We start from the raw sequence: 16,114 nt of genomic DNA, 5'->3' as shown, positions 1-16,114 counted from the left end.
CTGTACGACTGCGCATTCTGGATAGAAAAACGAAGCCCGGTCAATGGACCGGGCTTGGAGGGTAGCAGGCGCAGTGTCTTGGATTGTTCTTTTCGACCATGGCGATCAGCTCACACGGCTGATTTCAACCAGGCGATCAGAGCCACCTTCAGCGACCCGACCACTGCGTTCGATCAGGCGATCAGAGCCACCTTCAGCGACCCGACCACCGCGTTCGATCAGGCGATCCGAGCCACCTTCGGCGACGCGACCACTGCGTTCGATCAGGCGATCCGAGCCACCTTCGGCGACGCGGCCACTGCGTTCGATCAGGCGATCCGAGCCACCTTCGGCTACGCGACCACTGCGTTCGATCAAGCGATCCGAGCCACCTTCGGCAACACGCCCGGCACGTTCTTGCAGGCGTTCAGCGCCGCCTTCGGCCAGGGTGTTCAGGGGCTGGGCAACGGTCGCCGAGCTCGAGCGGGATTCGGCGGTCAGGTGTTGGTCCTGGGCCGGCAGGGCAAAAGCGCTGGTGGCGGCGAGGGTCAGGGTCAGGCTCAGCAGCAGGTGGCGTTTCATGATTCGGTGCTCCTCTGGGGGGCTGGAAAGTGGGTACGGAGCCAATGCTACTCCCGGTAACTCCAGAGAAAAGTTCATAAGGATAATGGTAACAATCGACCGCATTGATACTGGTCGAGGAGGGCTCTAGCACAGTGTTTGCGAGGCCTTAGGTGGCTAAGTGATGGCGGGCGTGGCAGGTCAGCCCGCCCTCGCTGGCAGGTCGAAAGCTGAGCAGGCTGTCAGGAAAATCCTCGGTATCATGCGTGTTTGGATTAAACCCAGCGGCTTTTCATCAGTCCGACATACTAAGTGCCATCGTCGCGCTCGCCGTGTGCCATGCAGTCAGGAGAATTACGCAATGACGCGCCCTGCCAGAATCTTCACCTGGATCTTCACCAGCCTTGTCACCGTGCTGGCGATACTGGTGGTGGTCATCGCCACGTTCGATTGGAACCGGGCCAAGCCGCTGCTCAACGAAAAGGTCTCCGAGGCCTTGCACCGCCCCTTCGCGATCAACGGCAACCTCGCCGTGCAATGGCGCACCGAGCCCGAGGAGGGCGGGTGGCGGGCCTGGGTGCCGTGGCCGCACTTCATCGCCGAAGACCTGACCTTGGGCAACCCGGAGTGGGCCAAGACGCCGCAGATGGTCGGCCTCGAGCGTGTCGAGTTTCGCCTGGCACCGTTGCCGCTGATCTTCCAGCGGATCGTCATCCCGCGCATCGACCTGACCCAGCCCAACGCCAGCCTGACCCGGCTGGCCGATGGCCGGGCCAACTGGACGTTCGACTTCGGCCCCAAGGATGAAAATGCCGAACCCTCGAAATGGGTGCTGGACATCGGTGCCATCGGTTTCGACCAAGGCAACGTCAGCTTCGACGACCAGACCCTGAACACCCGCATGAAGGTGCAGATCGACCCGCTCGGCAAGCCGATCCCGTTCAGCGAGATCGTCGGCAAGGCCAGCGCCGAGAAAGCCGCTGGCGCCCAGGACTACGCGTTCGGTCTCAAGGCCAAGGGGCGCTACAAGGACCAGCCTGTCTCCGGCACCGGCAAGATCGGCGGCCTGCTGGAGCTGCAGGACGCCAGCCAGCCGTTCCCGCTGCAGGCCGATGTGCGCATCGCCGACACCCACGTGGTGCTCGCCGGTACCCTGACCGACCCGCGCAACCTCGGCGCGCTCGACCTGCGCCTGCGTCTGTCGGGCAGCAGCCTGGGCAACCTGTTCCCGTTGACCGGGGTGACCCTGCCGGACACCCCGGCCTACGCCACCGACGGCCACCTGACGGCCAACCTGCATGCCGCCGAGGGCGCACAGTTCAACTATCAGGGTTTCAACGGCAAGATCGGCGACAGCGATATTCATGGCGACCTGGCCTTTGTCGCCAGTAAGCCGCGGCCCAGGTTGTCCGGCAAGCTGGTGTCCAACCAACTGCTGTTCAAGGACCTGGCGCCGTTGATCGGCGCGGACTCCAATACCGAGCAAAAGGCCCGTGGCGGTGCCAGCAAGCAGCCGACCGGCAAGGTCCTGCCCGTCGAGGAGTTTCGGACCGAGCGCTGGCGGGCGATGGACGCCGACGTCACCTTCAGCGGCAAGCGGATCGTCCACAGCGAGCAGTTGCCGTTCAATGACCTCAGCGCCCATGTGATTCTCGACGACGGCCTCCTGCGCCTGCAGCCGCTGCGCTTTGGCGTGGCCGGCGGCAACCTGGCCTCGAACGTTCGCCTGGACGGGCGCAGTGTGCCGCTGCAGGGCAGCGCCAAGCTGACCGCGCGCGGCTTCAAGCTCAAACAGCTGTTCCCAGGCTTTGCGCCGATGCAGACCAGCTTCGGCGAGCTCAACGGCGACGCTGACCTGCGCGGTCGGGGTAACTCGGTGGCGGCCTTGCTGGGGACATCGAATGGTGACATGCGCCTGTTGATCAACGACGGTGCGATCAGCCGCGACCTGATGGAAATTGCCGGGCTCAACGTCGGCAACTATGTGGTCGGCAAACTGTTCGGTGACAAGGATGTGAAGATCAACTGCGCGGCGGCGGATGTCGGCATCAAGGACGGCCTGGCGACCACCCGGTTGTTCCTCTTCGATACCGAGAACGCGATCATCTATGTCGACGGCACGGCCAACTTTGCCAGCGAACGCCTGGACCTGAAGATCACCCCTGAGTCCAAGGGGCTGCGGCTGTTCTCGCTGCGCTCACCGCTGTATGTGCGCGGGCCGTTCGCCAAGCCCAGTGCCGGCGTGCAAGCCGTGCCGCTGGCCTTGCGCGGCGCGGGGATGGTTGCGCTGGGTGTGGCGATCGGGCCGGCGGCGGGCTTGCTGGCGCTGATCGCGCCCAGTGGCGATGTGCCGAACCAGTGCACGCCGTTGCTCGAGCAGATGCGTGCGGGCAAGGCACCGGCGGCGGTGAAAACCAGGAAATGAAAATACGGCGCCGCTTTGCAAGCGTGCGCCGTATCTGTGGGAGCGGCCTTGTGTCGCGCAAAGGGCGCAAAGCGCCCTCAGCAATTACAGGCCTTGCAGCAGATCCGCCATATCATCGGCATGCTCTTCTTCCTGGGCCAGGATGTCTTCGAAGATGCGCCGGGTAGTCGGGTCGCTCTCGCCAATGAACTGGATGATCTCGCGGTAGCTGTCGATCGCGATGCGCTCGGCCACCAGGTCTTCCAGCACCATCTCTTTGAGCGAGTTACCCGCCACGTACTGCGCATGCGAGTTCTTGGTCAGGTTGTCCGGGTTGAAATCCGGTTCGCCACCGAGCTGGACGATGCGCTCGGCGAGCTTGTCGGCATGCTCGGCTTCCTGGTTGGCATGTTCGAGAAACTCCTTGGCGGCAACACTGGCCTTGATCCCGCTGGCCATAAAGTAATGGCGCTTGTAACGCAGGACACAGACCAGCTCGGTCGCCAGTGACTCGTTGAGCACACGCAGGATCTTCTCGCGATCAGCGCTGTAGCCTTCGGTCACTGCCCCTTGCTCGACGTGCTGGCGGGCACGCTGGCGCAGGGTTTGTACATCGGTCAGTTCAACGTTGCTCATGGTCATCTCCGAAGAATCAGGGTGGTCAGGGTGTCAGGAGGGCTCAGGTGCCAGAAACGGCTTCCTTGTCCTCTTCTCGTTGCTTGCACGTCTTGAAGCCCTTGGCGTCGACGTGGCCCGTGGCATCGAAGCGCACGTAGTACGGCTGCTGGTGGCCGTCGCGGTTGAGGATGTAGTCGTTGCAGGTACCGCCATGCGGCAGGTCGATGACCATGGACGGGCTACCGCCGATCGCGATGACCTTCTGCATGGTCATGCCGTTCTCGACCTGCTTGACCAGCGGCTCATCACGGTAGGTGACGTAGTCCACCGGGTTTTCCGGACGGCTGCCGCAGGCGGCCAGGGTGGCGCTGGCCAGAAGGATTGCCAGGGTCTGCTTGTACATGGTCCCGCTCCTTGCTCAGGGTCTGTTTGGTTTGGAACCGCGCGGCGCGTCAGGAGTTCGATTGCGATGTTCATCAACGGGGCGCTAGTGTTGGCCGACTGATCACGGAAGAGGGAAGGGCGATGAACCAGGATCTGGCCACGCGATACCCATTGGTGCTGGTGCCGGGCATGCTCGGATTCGTCCGGCTGGTGCTCTATCCCTACTGGTTCGGCATCGTCCCGGCCCTGCGCCGTGGCGGCGCCAAGGTGTTCCCGGTGCAGGTCTCACCGCTGCACAGCAGCGAAGTGCGCGGTGAGCAGTTGCTGGCGATCATCGAAGACATCTGCCAGCGCACCGGCGCCGAGCGGGTCAACCTCATCGGCCACAGCCAGGGCGCGCTGACTGCGCGCTATGCGGCGGCCAAGCGGCCGGACCGGGTGGCGTCGGTGACCTCGGTCGCCGGGCCCAACCATGGCTCGGAACTCGCCGATTACCTTGACCACAAGGCACCAGGCGACTCACCTCACGGGCGCATCCTCAAAGCCGTATTGCATGGCCTGGCGGTGCTGCTGGTGTGGCTGGAGACCGGTTGGCGGCGCGACCCGCTGCCCGTTGATGTGCACGCCTCGCACCAGTCCCTTACCCACCATGGCGTGGCCCGCTTCAACCTGGCGTATCCACAGGGGTTGCCCGAGGTGTGGGGCGGGGAAGGGCCGTACGAGGTCAATGCCGTGAGGTACTACTCCTGGTCCGGCACACTGCAACCCGGGCTCACCGACCAGGGGCGCAATCGCTTCGACGGCAGCAACCGCTTCTGCCGCCTGTTCGCCCGCAGCTTCGAGCGCGAGCAGGGCCAGTGCGACGGCATGGTCGGGCGCAGCAGCTCGCACCTCGGGCAGGTGATCGGCGACGACTACCCGCTCGACCACCTGGACATCGTCAACCAGTCGCTCGGCGCAGTGGGCAAGGGCGCCGAACCGGTGCGCCTGTTCACCGAGCACGCGGCCCGGCTCAAGGCTGCGGGGCTGTAGCGGCGCGGCGCACGGGGGTGGTCCAGCGTTCGGCGATGAGCACCCCGGCCAGGGTCAGCAGGCCGCCGTAGAGGTGGTAGCTGGCCAGTTCCTCGTCCAGTACCCAGGCCGCGATCAGCGCGGTAACCACCGGCAGCAGGTTGAAGAACAGCGTCGTGCGGCTCGGCCCCAGGCGGTGCACGGCCTGCATCCACAGCAGCGGGGCGACCATCGAGGCCAGTACGCAGGCGTACAGCACCAGGCCGATGTTGTGCGCATCGAGCCCGGTCTTGCTGGCGAACAGGAACGCCGGCAGCAGCACGATGATCGCGACCAGTACCTGCAGGTACAGCAGCTGCAACGGCGGCAGGCGCAATTGCCATTTCTTCAGCAGAACGCTGTACAGGGCATAGGCGAAGGTGGCCACCAGCATCAGCAGGTCACCGCGGTTCAGGCCTTGGTCGAGCAGGGCCAGCGGCTGGCCGGCGGAAACCACTTCGAGTACGCCGACCAACGACACCAGTGCGCCGAGCAGGGCGCCAAAGGTCAGCCGCTGGCCCAGCCAGGCGATCGCCAGGGCCAGCGACATCAGGGGCATCAGCGACAGGATGATGCCCATGTTGGTCGCGCTGGTGATGCTGGCGGCGAAGTAGGCCAGGCTCTGATACAGGGCCATGCCGAGGATGCCGAGGATGAACACCTTGCCCAGGTGCGGGCGGATTGCCGCGCGGTTGTGCCAGACCTTGGGCAGCAGGAACGGGGTGAACAGCAGGCCGGCCAGGAGCCAGCGGTAGAAGCCGATCTCGGCCGGGGAGATGGCCCCGGCCGAGAGCTTGGTGACGACGGTGTTGCCGGCCCAGATAAGGATGGCCAGCAGCGGGAAGGTGTAGTTCATCTAGCAGGTGCTCTTGTGCTGTAGCGAAGATCGTGGGGCCGCTTTGCGCCCCTTTCGCGACACAAGGCCGCTCCCACAAGGACCGCGCAATCCTGTGGGAGCGGCCTTGTGTCGCGAAAGGGGCGCAAAGCGCCCCCAGGTTGTCGCGCATTATCCGCTGACTGTCTGCACGCCTATACTTGTATCCAGACAACCTGTGCCTGGAAGCAGACATGACCGGTAAATACCTCGAGATCCCCCAGTTCGACCAGCTCCCCGCCCCGGTCTACTTTCGCTACGACGAATTCAGCGCCGACACCATCAGCGCGCCTCATTGCCACGCGTGGGGCCAGCTCAACTACGCCGCCCACGGCGTGATGCACCTGGACGTCGCCGGCCAGCGCTTCGTTTCGCCGCCGAGCTACGCGGTGTGGGTCCCGCCGGCCACCGAGCACGGCTGCTACAACCCGCAGGCCATCGTCTACCGCTCGGTCTACCTGCACCGCGACCTGTGCCGCTCGCTGCCCGCGCAACCGTGCAGCCTGGAGATCAGCGATATCCTCAAGGCGATCCTCGGCGACTTCGCCCGGCGCGACCTCACCGTCGCGCAGGACGCGCGCGATCAACGCCTGGTAGAGGTCCTGCTCGACCAGTTGCAGCTGTCGCCGACCCAGGCCTGCTACCTGCCGTTCGCCCGCAGCGAGGGCCTCGGTCAGGTACTCGAGGCACTCAGCGCCGAACCCGGCGACCAGCGCCCGCTGGCCGACTGGGCCGCCCGCCTGCATGTCAGCGAGCGGACCCTGGCCCGGCAGTTCGTGCGCGAGCTGGGCATGAGCTTTGGCGAGTGGCGCCTGCGCCTGCGCTTCCTGCGTGCGATCGAAGCGCTGGAGGCCGGCACGCCGATCCAGGCGATCGCCTTCGACCTTGGCTACAGCAGCGCCTCGGCGTTCATCGCGATGTTCCAGCGCCAGGCCCAGTGCACCCCGGAGCAGTACCGGCGACGGGCGCGCACGGCCTGAAGAGACGCTGAAAAATCTTGGCTACACTCAGGCGCATGTCCGTGCATCAGGCGCGGAAGCCAGGAGACCACGCCATGAAGATGCTGCACGTGCCGTTGCTGGTGTTGGGTGTGTTGATCAGTGCGCAGGGCTTCGCCGCCACCGCCCAGCAGGAGAAGATGAAAACTTGCAATGCCGACGCCACCGCCAAGACCCTCAAGGGCGATGAGCGCAAGGCGTTCATGAGCACTTGCCTGAAGGCCAAGCCGGCGACCCAGCAGGACAAGATGAAGACCTGCAACGCCACGGCCGGCGAGCAAGCCCTCAAGGGTGACGCGCGCAAAGCGTTCATGAGCGACTGCCTGAAGAAGAAGTGACCTGCGCCTATGTTTGCAGGACGAAGGCTGGCAGACTGCGGGTCTTTTCCGCTGTCTGCCCCTGAGGCTGTATGACTTTCACCCCTCGCCAGGTGACCCTGGCCAGTTGGATCATCGTCTTTGCCGGCCTGCTGCTGGCGCTGCCGCTCAAGTTGCTGCCCAGCCTGCTGGCGGGCCTGCTGGTGTTCGAGCTGGTCAACATGCTGACCCCGCGGTTGCAGCCGCTGATCGCCGGGCAGCGTGCGCGCTGGCTGGCCGTGGCCCTGCTGGGCACGCTGGTGGTGAGCACCCTGACCCTGTTGATCGCCGGCGCGTTCAGCTTCCTGCTGCATGAGGCCGAAAACCCCGGTGCCTCGCTGGACAAGTTCATGCTCCTGGTCGAGCGCGCGCGCAGCCAGCTGCCGCCGTTCATCGAGGGTTACCTGCCGGCCAGTGCGGCCGAGTTCAAGGTGGCCATCGGCGAGTGGCTGAAGAGCCACCTGGGCGAGCTGCAACTGGTCGGCAAGGGCATGGCGCACATGTTCGTCACGCTGCTGATCGGGATGATCCTCGGCGCCATCGTGGCCTTGCAGCGGATCCCCGACATCTCCCGGCGCAAGCCGTTGGCAGCGGCGTTGTTCGAGCGCTTGAACCTGTTGGTCCAGGCGTTTCGCAACATCGTCTTCGCGCAGATCAAGATTTCCCTGCTCAACACCTTTTTCACCGGCATCTTCCTCGCCGTGGTGTTGCCGATGTTCGGCGTGCACCTGCCGCTGACCAAGACCCTGATCGTGCTGACCTTCCTGCTCGGCCTGCTGCCGGTGATCGGCAACCTGATGTCCAACACCCTGATCACCATCGTCGGTTTGTCGCTGTCGATCTGGGTGGCGCTGGCGGCGTTGGGGTACCTGATCGTCATCCACAAGGTCGAGTACTTCCTCAACGCGCGGATCGTCGGTGGGCAGATCAGTGCCAAGTCGTGGGAGTTGCTCCTGGCGATGCTGGTGTTCGAGGCGGCGTTCGGCTTGCCGGGGGTGGTGGCGGGGCCGATCTATTACGCGTACCTGAAGAGTGAGTTGCGACGCGCCGAGCTGGTCTGAGACCGAGTTCGACAGTCTGACCTCTTCGCGGGTAAACCCGCTCCCACAGGTTTCTCGGTAAGGTCCGAGTTCTGGGAACTCCACAGAACCCTGTGGGAGCGGGTTTACCCGCGAAGAGGCAGGCACTGGCTGCTGGGATGGATCAGACAGTCCCGTAGCGCTTGCGCGCTTCGATTGCCAGGCCGCTACCAATGCTGCCAAAGATGTTGCCTTCGACATGCCGCGCATTCGGCAGCATCGCCGCCACGCTGTTGCGCAGCGCCGGGATACCACTCGAACCACCGGTGAAGAACACCGTGTCGACTTGGCTCTCGCTCACGCCGGCCTTGTTCAGCAACTCGCTGACACTGCCGCGCACGCGCTCCAGCAGGCTGCCGATGGCTTCCTCGAACAGCACGCGGGTCAGCTCTGCGGTGAGCTCCGGCTCGACCCGGCGCAAGTCGATCTGGCGGCTTTGCTGGTCGGTCAGCTCGATCTTGCTGGCTTCGACTTCCATCGCCAGCCAGTGCCCGGCGCGTTGCTCGATGAGCTTGAACAGGCGGTCGATGCCCAGCGCGTCTTCGATGTCGTAGCGCATGTTGCCCAGCGCCAGCTGCGACTTTTGCGCATACACCGCGTTGATCGTGTGCCAGGTGGCCAGGTTGAGGTGGTAGCTGGTCGGCATCAACGCGCCGCTCTTCATCCGGCTGCCATAGCCGAACAGCGGCATCACGCCCTGCAGGCTCAACTGCTTGTCGAAGTCGGTACCGCCGATGTGCACGCCGCCGGTGGCGAGGATGTCGCTCTGGCGGTCGTCGATCAGGTGGCGATCCGGCGACAGGCGGATCAAGGTGAAGTCCGAGGTACCGCCGCCGATGTCGACGATCAGCACCAGCTCTTCACGGTCGATGCCCGACTCGTAGTCGAAGGCGGCGGCGATCGGCTCGTACTGGAACGAGACGTCCTTGAAGCCGATCTTGCGCGCTACGTCGGCCAGGGTGTCTTCGGCCTCCTGGTCGGCGGCCGGGTCATCGTCGACGAAAAACACCGGACGGCCCAGTACCACCTGGTCGAATTCGCGGCCGGCATCGGTTTCGGCGCGTTTTTTCAGCTCGCCGATAAACATCCCGAGCAGGTCCTTGAACGGCAGGGCACTGCCGAGCACGCTGGTGTCGTGCTTGATCAGCTTGGAGCCGAGCAGGCTTTTCAGCGAGCGCATCAGGCGGCCTTCATAGCCTTCCAGGTACTCGTGCAGGGCCAGGCGGCCGTAGACCGGGCGACGCTCCTCGATATTGAAGAAGACCACCGAGGGCAGGGTGATCTTGCCCTGCTCGAGGGCAATCAGCGACTCGGCACCCGGGCGGTGCCAACCGACCGTGGAGTTGGAGGTGCCAAAGTCGATGCCCAGGGCGCGGGCCGGGGATACGTCGGACATGGGAAATAGCTTCCGGAGGCAAAACGGCCGCGCAGTTTATGCGAGTGGCCAGCAGAATCAAGACCAGTCGTCTGCTCTATAGCAACCCCAAGCCGACCTTGAAAGGCTATGCTTGACCCCAATCTTCAGATGCAACACGCAAATTCACACTGGTGATCCATAGATGGACTTCAAAGACTATTACAAGATACTCGGCGTAGAGCCCACCGCGGACGACAAGGCGATCAAGGCCGCGTACCGCAAACTGGCCCGCAAGTATCATCCCGATGTCAGCAAGGAGCGTGACGCCGAGGACAAGTTCAAGGAGGCCAACGAGGCCTACGAAGTGCTCGGCGATGCGCAGAAACGTGCCGAGTTCGACGAGATCCGCAAGTACGGCGGCCAGCACGGCCGGCCGTTCCAGGCACCGCCAGGCTGGCAGAGCCGCGGCGGTGCGGGTGCCGGCGCAGGCTTCGAGGGCGGCGACTTCTCGGACTTCTTCAGCTCGATCTTCGGCGCCCGTGGTGGCAGCCCGTTCGGTCGCGGACAGCAGCAGCAACAACAGCGCAGCGCGGGCAGGCGAGGGCAGGACGTGGAACTGGAACTGGCAGTCTTCCTGGAGGAGACCCTCAACAAGGAGTCCAAGCAGATCAGCTTCCAGGTGCCGCAGACCAACGGCGCCGGCCAGCGTACCGGGTTCACCACCAAGACCCTCAACGTCAAGATCCCCGCCGGGGTGACCGACGGCGAGCGCATCCGCCTCAAGGGGCAGGGTGCGCCGGGCCTGGGCGGTGGGGCGAATGGCGACCTGTTCCTGACCATTCGCATGGCACCGCACCCGCTGTTCGATGTCGAAGGTCATGACCTGATCATCACCGTGCCGCTGGCGCCCTGGGAGGCGGCGTTGGGCACCAAGGTGGCGGTGCCGACCCTGACCGGCAAGATCAACCTGACCATCCGCCCCGACAGCCAGAGCGGTCAGCGCCTGCGGGTCAAGGGCATGGGCCTGTTGAACAAGCAGGGTGAGCGCGGTGATCTGTATGCGCAGCTCAAGGTGGTGATGCCGACCCAATCGAACGAGCAGACCCGCGAATTGTGGACCAAGCTCTCCGAGCAGGCCGCGTTCAATCCGAGGACACAATGGAGTAGTTGATCATGAGCAGCACCCTGATCGTTCAACTGGACATGCGAACCCTCTGCCAGGAAGCCGACCTCACGGCCGACTGCGTGATCGAAATCGTCGAGCACGGCATTGTTGAACCTTCCGGGCGAACGCCGGAGGACTGGCTGTTCGATGACCGCGCGCCGAGTACCCTCAAGCGCGCGGTCAAGCTGCATCAGGAGCTGGCGCTGGAATGGGAAGGGGTGGCCCTGGCCCTGGAGTTGCTGGAGGAAGTGCACCAGCTGCGCAGCGAGAACAGCATGCTGCGCCAGCGCCTGGGGCGCTTTACCCAGATGTAGGGCTGATGAAGCGGCTCACCCACAGGCTTTTGGCGTTACAAAATCCTGTGGGAGCGGGTTTCCCCGCGAAGAGGCCAGGCCAGCCAGCCGATAATCAGGCCGACGGCTCAGCTCCCGGGTTCAACACCAGCTGCATGAAGGTCAGGTCCAGCCAACGGCCGAACTTCACCCCGACCTGCGGCATCTGCCCGCTCACCACGAACCCCAGCCGTTCATGCAGGCGCACCGACGGCGCATTGCCGCTCTCGATCGCCGCCACCATCACATGCTTGCCACAGGCTCGCGCGCGCTCCACCAGCGCCTGCATCAACAACGGTCCCAGGCCCTTGCCGCGCTGATCGTCGCGCACATACACCGAATGCTCGACGGTATGCCGAAAGCCTTCGAACGGCCGCCAGTCGCCAAACGAGGCATAACCGAGCACGCCACTGCCATCCACCGCCACCAGGATCGGGTAGCCCTGTTGCGCGCGGGCGGCGAACCAGGCTTGGCGGTTGGCCAGGTCCACCGGGGTTTCGTTCCAGATCGCCGTGGTGTTGCGCACGGCGTCGTTGTAGATGTCGAGGATGCCCGGTACATCAGCGGCCAGGGCCTCGCGGATCTCGTAACTCATGACAAGCGTCTCGCAGGGGGATTTGCCTGCAGATTAAATGGTTACCAGCCCGCGTACACCTTCGGCCTGCATGTTTTCACCACGCCCCTGCTGGATGATCTCGCCGCGGGCCATGACCAGGTACTGGTCGGCCAGCGCCTCGGCAAAGTCGTAGAACTGCTCGACCAGCAGGATGGCCATGTCGCCGCGGTCGGCGAGCTTGCGGATGACGGCGCCGATTTCCTTGATCACCGAGGGCTGGATGCCTTCGGTGGGCTCGTCGAGGATCAGCAGACGTGGCCGGCTGGCCAGGGCGCGGCCGATCGCCAGCTGCTGTTGCTGGCCGCCGGACAGGTCGCCGCCACGGCGCTGTTTCATCTGTTCGAGCACCGGAAACAGCTCGTAGATGAACGCTGGCACCTCGCGGGCTTCGCGTGCGGGGAAGCGCGACAGGCCCATCAGCAGGTTTTCTTCGACGGTCAGCCGCGGGAAGATCTCCCGGCCTTGCGGCACATAGGCGATGCCGGCGTGAACCCGTTGTTGCGGCTTCAGCGTGGTGATCGGCTTGCCTTCCCACTGCACGCTGCCTTCGCGCGCGGCGACCAGGCCCATCAGGCAGCGCAGCAGGGTGGTCTTGCCGACCCCGTTGCGGCCGAGCAGGCAGGTGACTTCACCGACCTTGGCCTCGAAGGACAGGCCGCGCAGGATGTGGCTACCGCCGTAGTACTGGTGCAGGGTGTCGATTTTCAGCATGACTAGTCCTTTGAGATGTTCATTGCCTGAACCGGCCTCATCGCGGGCAAGCCCGCTCCTACATGGCTTACGCTATTTCTGTAGGAGCGGGCTTGCCCGCGATGAGGTCAGCCAGGATCAGCGGCCGAGATAGACCTCGATCACCCGCTCATCCGCCTGCACCTGTTCCAGCGACCCCTCGGCCAGCACACTGCCCTGGTGCAGCACGGTGACGTGGTCGGCGATGCTGCCGACAAAGCCCATGTCATGCTCGACCACCATCAGCGAATGGCTGCCCGCCAGGCCCTTGAACAGCTCGGCGGTAAATTCGGTTTCTGCGTCGGTCATGCCCGCCACCGGCTCATCGAGCAGCAGCAGCTGCGGCTCCTGCACCAGCAGCATGCCGATCTCGAGAAACTGCTTCTGCCCGTGCGACAGCAGCCCGGCTGGGCGCTGGGCCAGCGGCAACAGGCGCAAGGTGCCGAGCACCTGGTCGATGCGCTCGCGCTGCTCGCCCGACAGCCGCGCCGCCAGGCTGGCCCACACCGACTTGTCGGCCTTGAGTGCCAGCTCGAGGTTTTCGTACACGCTCAGCGCCTCGAACACCGTCGGCTTCTGGAACTTGCGGCCAATCCCGGCCTGGGCGATCTGGTATTCGCTCATGCGCGTCAGGTCGAGGGTGTCGCCGAAAAACGCCGTGCCGGTATCCGGCCGGGTCTTGCCGGTGATCACGTCCATCAGAGTGGTCTTGCCGGCGCCGTTGGGGCCGATGATGCAGCGCAGCTCGCCGACCCCGATGTACAGGTTCAGCGCGTTCAGCGCCTTGAAGCCATCGAAGCTGACGCTGATGTCCTCCAGGCTCAGCACCGTGCCGTGGCGCACGTCCAGGCCCTTGCCGCGGCGCTGGCCGAGGCCGATCGCCTCGCGGCCGCTGCCCAGCTGGTCGAACACCGGTTCGAGCATGAATTCGGGGTGTACCGGGGGCAGGCCTCTCATGGCTGGCTCCTTTTCTTCAACAGGCCGACCACGCCCTTGGGCAGGTACAGGGTGACGATGATGAACAGCGCGCCAAGGAAGAACAGCCAGAACTCCGGGAAGGCCACGGTGAACCAGCTCTTCATGCCGTTGACCAGGCCGGCACCGAGCAGCGGGCCGATCAGCGTGCCACGCCCGCCAAGGGCGACCCACACGGCGGCCTCGATGGAGTTGGTCGGCGACATCTCGCTGGGGTTGATGATGCCCACCTGTGGCACGTAGAGCGCACCAGCCAGGCCGCACAGCACGGCGCTGAGCACCCACACCAGCAGCTTGAAGCCGCGCGGGTCGTAGCCGCAGAACATCAGCCGGTTTTCTGCGTCACGCAGGGCCGTGAGCAGCCGGCCGAACTTGCTCTGGGTCAGCCGCCAGCACAGGTACAGGCTGGCCAGTAGCAGGCCGACGGTAAGCAGGAACAACACCGCCCGGGTGCCTTGCGCGGCAATGTCGAAGCCGAGGATGGTCTTGAAGCTGGTAAAGCCGTTGTTGCCGCCAAAACCGGTCTCGTTGCGGAAGAACAGCAGCATGCCGGCGAAGGTCAGCGCCTGGGTCATGATCGAGAAGTACACGCCCTTGATCCGCGAACGGAAGGCGAACCAGCCGAACACCAGCGCCAGCAAGCCCGGCGCCAGCACCACCAGGCACAGGGCCCAGGCGAAGTGCTGGGTGCCGGCCCAGTACCAGGGCAGCTCGGTCCACGACAGAAAGGTCATGAAGCCCGGCAGGCCATCGCCGGCGGCCTGGCGCATCAGGTACATGCCCATCGCATAGCCACCCAGGGCGAAGAACAGGCCGTGGCCCAGCGACAACAGGCCGGCATAGCCCCACACCAGGTCCAGGGCCAGGGCAACGATGGCGTAGCAGAGGATCTTGCCGACTAGCGTGAGGGTGTAGGCCGAGACCTGCAGCGCGTGCCCTTCGGGCAGCAGCGAGAGCAGCGGCAGGGCCAGCAGGACGAGGACGACGATGGCGCCAATGGCCAGCGACAGACGCGGCCCGGCTTTTTGCGTGGCAGTGACAAGCAGTGGCTGGTTCATCAGTCGATTACCCGTCCCTTGAGGGCGAACAAGCCTTGCGGACGCTTCTGAATGAACAGGATGATCAGCGCAAGGATGAGGATCTTGCCGAGCACCGCACCGATCTGCGGCTCCAGCAGCTTGTTGGCTATCCCTAAGCCAAAGGCCGCCCAGAGGCTGCCGGCGAGCTGGCCGACGCCGCCGAGCACCACCACCAGGAACGAGTCGATGATGTAGCTCTGGCCGAGGTCCGGGCCGACGTTGCCAACCTGGCTCAGGGCCACGCCGCCAAGCCCGGCGATGCCGGAACCGAGGCCGAAGGCGAGCATGTCGACACGCCCGGTGGAGACCCCGCAGCAGGCGGCCATGTTGCGGTTCTGGGTCACCGCGCGCACGTTCAGGCCGAGCCGGGTGCGGTTGAGCAGCAGCCAGGTCAGCAGTACCACCGCGAGGGCAAAACCGATGATCACCAGGCGGTTGTACGGCAGCACCAGGTTGGGCAGCACCTGGATGCCGCCCGACAGCCAGGCCGGGTTGGCCACTTCGACGTTCTGCGCGCCGAACAGCAGGCGGATCGCCTGGATCAGCATCAGGCTGATGCCCCAGGTCGCCAGCAGGGTTTCCAGCGGGCGGCCATACAGGTGGCGGATCACCGTGCGCTCCAGGGCCATGCCGACTCCCGCGCTGACCGCGAAGGCCACCGGCAGGGCGATCAGCGGGTAGAACTCGATCGCCCCGGGCAGGTAGCGCTGCAGCAGTACCTGGACCATGTAGGTGCTGTAGGCACCGAGCATGAGCATCTCGCCGTGGGCCATGTTGATCACCCCGAGCAGGCCAAAGGTGATCGCCAGGCCGAGCGCCGCGAGCAGCAGGATCGAGCCCAGCGACAGGCCGCTGAAGGCCTGGCCGAGCAGTTCGCCGATGAGCAGTTTGCGTTTGACCTGGGCCAGGCTGGTTTCGGCGGCGGTGCGCACCCCGGCGTCGGTCTCGGCGCCGGGTTGCAGCAGCGCTTCGAGGCGGGTGCGCGCCAGCGGGTCGCCGGTTTCGCCGAGCAGGCGCACCGCAGCCAGGCGCACCGACGGCTCGCTGGCGTCCAGTTGCAGGTTGGCCAGGGCCAGGCCCAGCGCGGCGTGCACGGCGGCGTCCGGTTCGCTGGCGAAGCGCCGGTCGAGGAAGGCCATCTGCGCCGGCTGCGCGCTGCGTTGCAGCTCGCTGGCGGCGGCCAGGCGCACGCCGGCCTCGTCGCTGAACAGCTGATGGCTGGCCAGGGCGTTGTCGATCAGGCCGCGCAGGCGGTTGTTCAGGCGGATCTTGCGGCTGTCGTCAGCTGCGACGCGGCCTTGTTTGAGTTCGCTGAGCAAGGCCAGGCGGCTCGGCTCGGGCTGCGCCGCCCACTCCTGGAGCAGGCGCGCCTGGTCGGCGGGCTTGGCGCTGTAGAACAATTCGCCTTCGCTGGCCTGGGTTGCCAGGGGCAACAGCAGGAGCAGGGCGAGCAGGAATCTGAACATTGGGTATTCCTGAAAGAAGGGGAGACTTCTTCGCGGGTAAACCCGCTCCCACAGGCTTCGGCAGCGCTGCTGGACCTGTGGGAGCGGCCTTG

The 16,114-nt window shown here is 65.0% G+C and carries 17 protein-coding genes; 7 read left to right on the top strand and 10 right to left on the bottom strand.

Going from position 1 to position 16,114, the window contains the following annotated elements:
- Positions 1-105 precede the first annotated feature (105 nt).
- On the bottom strand, positions 106-561 hold the full coding sequence (locus tag CCOS865_RS25895) for a phage infection protein (protein WP_119146251.1): 456 nt from the start codon (positions 559-561) through the stop codon (positions 106-108).
- A 340-nt stretch (positions 562-901) separates the two neighbouring features.
- On the opposite strand from CCOS865_RS25895, the gene CCOS865_RS25890 reads away from it, so the two are divergent.
- Positions 902-2,965, top strand: a complete 2,064-nt coding sequence (locus CCOS865_RS25890) for an AsmA family protein (RefSeq protein ID WP_119146250.1) — start codon at positions 902-904, stop codon at positions 2,963-2,965.
- An 84-nt stretch (positions 2,966-3,049) separates the two neighbouring features.
- Here CCOS865_RS25890 and CCOS865_RS25885 read toward each other — a convergent pair whose 3' ends face one another.
- Together CCOS865_RS25885 and osmE are read right to left on the bottom strand one after the other, a co-directional pair.
- Positions 3,050-3,580, bottom strand: coding sequence for a ferritin-like domain-containing protein (locus CCOS865_RS25885; protein WP_119146413.1), 531 nt, complete (start codon positions 3,578-3,580; stop codon positions 3,050-3,052).
- 43 nt (positions 3,581-3,623) lie between these two features.
- A complete protein-coding gene (osmE, locus tag CCOS865_RS25880) occupies positions 3,624-3,965 on the bottom strand; it encodes an osmotically-inducible lipoprotein OsmE (RefSeq protein ID WP_119146248.1) in 342 nt (113 codons plus the stop codon).
- A gap of 122 nt (positions 3,966-4,087) precedes the next feature.
- Between osmE and CCOS865_RS25875 the strand changes: the two genes are divergently transcribed.
- A complete protein-coding gene (locus CCOS865_RS25875) occupies positions 4,088-4,978 on the top strand; it encodes an esterase/lipase family protein (protein ID WP_119146246.1) in 891 nt (296 codons plus the stop codon).
- Here CCOS865_RS25875 and CCOS865_RS25870 read toward each other — a convergent pair.
- Entirely contained in the window at positions 4,959-5,852 is an 894-nt protein-coding gene (locus tag CCOS865_RS25870; RefSeq protein WP_119146244.1) for a DMT family transporter, read from the bottom strand. The two genes, CCOS865_RS25875 and CCOS865_RS25870, sit on opposite strands and share 20 nt — an antisense overlap.
- 212 nt (positions 5,853-6,064) lie before the next feature.
- Between CCOS865_RS25870 and CCOS865_RS25865 the strand changes: the two genes are divergently transcribed.
- The 3 genes from CCOS865_RS25865 (at position 6,065) to CCOS865_RS25855 (ending at position 8,285) form a co-directional block, all read left to right on the top strand.
- A complete protein-coding gene (locus tag CCOS865_RS25865) occupies positions 6,065-6,850 on the top strand; it encodes an AraC family transcriptional regulator (protein ID WP_119146242.1) in 786 nt (261 codons plus the stop codon).
- Between the two features lie 74 nt (positions 6,851-6,924).
- Positions 6,925-7,206, top strand: coding sequence for a PsiF family protein (locus tag CCOS865_RS25860; protein ID WP_119146240.1), 282 nt, complete (start codon positions 6,925-6,927; stop codon positions 7,204-7,206).
- A 71-nt stretch (positions 7,207-7,277) separates the two neighbouring features.
- Positions 7,278-8,285, top strand: coding sequence for an AI-2E family transporter (locus CCOS865_RS25855; protein ID WP_119146238.1), 1,008 nt, complete (start codon positions 7,278-7,280; stop codon positions 8,283-8,285).
- A gap of 142 nt (positions 8,286-8,427) precedes the next feature.
- Here CCOS865_RS25855 and CCOS865_RS25850 read toward each other — a convergent pair whose 3' ends face one another.
- Complete coding sequence (locus tag CCOS865_RS25850) at positions 8,428-9,699, bottom strand: Hsp70 family protein (RefSeq protein ID WP_119146236.1); 1,272 nt, start codon at positions 9,697-9,699, stop codon at positions 8,428-8,430.
- A 163-nt stretch (positions 9,700-9,862) separates the two neighbouring features.
- Here CCOS865_RS25850 and cbpA point away from each other — a divergent pair, with 163 nt between their 5' ends.
- The gene (gene cbpA, locus CCOS865_RS25845) at positions 9,863-10,831 is read left to right on the top strand and encodes a curved DNA-binding protein (RefSeq protein WP_119146234.1); all 969 of its coding nucleotides are present in this window, start codon (positions 9,863-9,865) and stop codon (positions 10,829-10,831) included.
- Positions 10,832-10,833: 2 nt separating this feature from the next.
- Positions 10,834-11,139, top strand: a complete 306-nt coding sequence (locus CCOS865_RS25840; protein ID WP_119146232.1) for a chaperone modulator CbpM — start codon at positions 10,834-10,836, stop codon at positions 11,137-11,139.
- Between the two features lie 94 nt (positions 11,140-11,233).
- Here CCOS865_RS25840 and CCOS865_RS25835 read toward each other — a convergent pair whose 3' ends face one another.
- From CCOS865_RS25835 to urtB, 5 genes are all read right to left on the bottom strand, one after another.
- Positions 11,234-11,752, bottom strand: a complete 519-nt coding sequence (locus CCOS865_RS25835) for a GNAT family N-acetyltransferase (RefSeq protein ID WP_119146230.1) — start codon at positions 11,750-11,752, stop codon at positions 11,234-11,236.
- A gap of 33 nt (positions 11,753-11,785) precedes the next feature.
- Complete coding sequence (urtE, locus tag CCOS865_RS25830; protein WP_119146228.1) at positions 11,786-12,484, bottom strand: urea ABC transporter ATP-binding subunit UrtE; 699 nt, start codon at positions 12,482-12,484, stop codon at positions 11,786-11,788.
- A 117-nt stretch (positions 12,485-12,601) separates the two neighbouring features.
- Positions 12,602-13,459 (bottom strand): urea ABC transporter ATP-binding protein UrtD, encoded by an 858-nt coding sequence (gene urtD / locus CCOS865_RS25825; RefSeq protein ID WP_208644567.1) that lies wholly within the window; start codon positions 13,457-13,459, stop codon positions 12,602-12,604.
- Complete coding sequence (urtC, locus tag CCOS865_RS25820) at positions 13,456-14,535, bottom strand: urea ABC transporter permease subunit UrtC (protein ID WP_119146226.1); 1,080 nt, start codon at positions 14,533-14,535, stop codon at positions 13,456-13,458. Before urtC ends, urtD begins: the two co-directional genes overlap by 4 nt.
- Positions 14,535-16,022: an urea ABC transporter permease subunit UrtB gene (gene urtB / locus CCOS865_RS25815; protein ID WP_119146224.1), complete on the bottom strand. Its 1,488-nt coding sequence runs from the start codon at positions 16,020-16,022 to the stop codon at positions 14,535-14,537. The genes urtC and urtB overlap by 1 nt, the downstream gene beginning before the upstream one ends.
- Positions 16,023-16,114 lie beyond the last annotated feature (92 nt).

This window comes from Pseudomonas reidholzensis (assembly GCF_900536025.1).
GTDB lineage: Bacteria > Pseudomonadota > Gammaproteobacteria > Pseudomonadales > Pseudomonadaceae > Aquipseudomonas > Aquipseudomonas reidholzensis.
The sequence above is the reverse complement of the archived record's forward strand: the minus strand, read 5'-3'. Positions and strand labels throughout refer to the sequence as shown.

What these genes read in the sequence shown, in the direction of transcription:
- CCOS865_RS25895 (WP_119146251.1), bottom strand. Translation starts at nt 561, where the DNA reads ATGAAACGCCACCTGCTGCTGAGCCTGACCCTGACCCTCGCCGCCACC.
- CCOS865_RS25890 (WP_119146250.1), top strand. Translation starts at nt 902, where the DNA reads ATGACGCGCCCTGCCAGAATCTTCACCTGGATCTTCACCAGCCTTGTC.
- CCOS865_RS25885 (WP_119146413.1), bottom strand. Translation starts at nt 3,580, where the DNA reads ATGAGCAACGTTGAACTGACCGATGTACAAACCCTGCGCCAGCGTGCC.
- osmE (WP_119146248.1), bottom strand. Translation starts at nt 3,965, where the DNA reads ATGTACAAGCAGACCCTGGCAATCCTTCTGGCCAGCGCCACCCTGGCC.
- CCOS865_RS25875 (WP_119146246.1), top strand. Translation starts at nt 4,088, where the DNA reads ATGAACCAGGATCTGGCCACGCGATACCCATTGGTGCTGGTGCCGGGC.
- CCOS865_RS25870 (WP_119146244.1), bottom strand. Translation starts at nt 5,852, where the DNA reads ATGAACTACACCTTCCCGCTGCTGGCCATCCTTATCTGGGCCGGCAAC.
- CCOS865_RS25865 (WP_119146242.1), top strand. Translation starts at nt 6,065, where the DNA reads ATGACCGGTAAATACCTCGAGATCCCCCAGTTCGACCAGCTCCCCGCC.
- CCOS865_RS25860 (WP_119146240.1), top strand. Translation starts at nt 6,925, where the DNA reads ATGAAGATGCTGCACGTGCCGTTGCTGGTGTTGGGTGTGTTGATCAGT.
- CCOS865_RS25855 (WP_119146238.1), top strand. Translation starts at nt 7,278, where the DNA reads ATGACTTTCACCCCTCGCCAGGTGACCCTGGCCAGTTGGATCATCGTC.
- CCOS865_RS25850 (WP_119146236.1), bottom strand. Translation starts at nt 9,699, where the DNA reads ATGTCCGACGTATCCCCGGCCCGCGCCCTGGGCATCGACTTTGGCACC.
- cbpA (WP_119146234.1), top strand. Translation starts at nt 9,863, where the DNA reads ATGGACTTCAAAGACTATTACAAGATACTCGGCGTAGAGCCCACCGCG.
- CCOS865_RS25840 (WP_119146232.1), top strand. Translation starts at nt 10,834, where the DNA reads ATGAGCAGCACCCTGATCGTTCAACTGGACATGCGAACCCTCTGCCAG.
- CCOS865_RS25835 (WP_119146230.1), bottom strand. Translation starts at nt 11,752, where the DNA reads ATGAGTTACGAGATCCGCGAGGCCCTGGCCGCTGATGTACCGGGCATC.
- urtE (WP_119146228.1), bottom strand. Translation starts at nt 12,484, where the DNA reads ATGCTGAAAATCGACACCCTGCACCAGTACTACGGCGGTAGCCACATC.
- urtD (WP_208644567.1), bottom strand. Translation starts at nt 13,459, where the DNA reads ATGAGAGGCCTGCCCCCGGTACACCCCGAATTCATGCTCGAACCGGTG.
- urtC (WP_119146226.1), bottom strand. Translation starts at nt 14,535, where the DNA reads ATGAACCAGCCACTGCTTGTCACTGCCACGCAAAAAGCCGGGCCGCGT.
- urtB (WP_119146224.1), bottom strand. Translation starts at nt 16,022, where the DNA reads ATGTTCAGATTCCTGCTCGCCCTGCTCCTGCTGTTGCCCCTGGCAACC.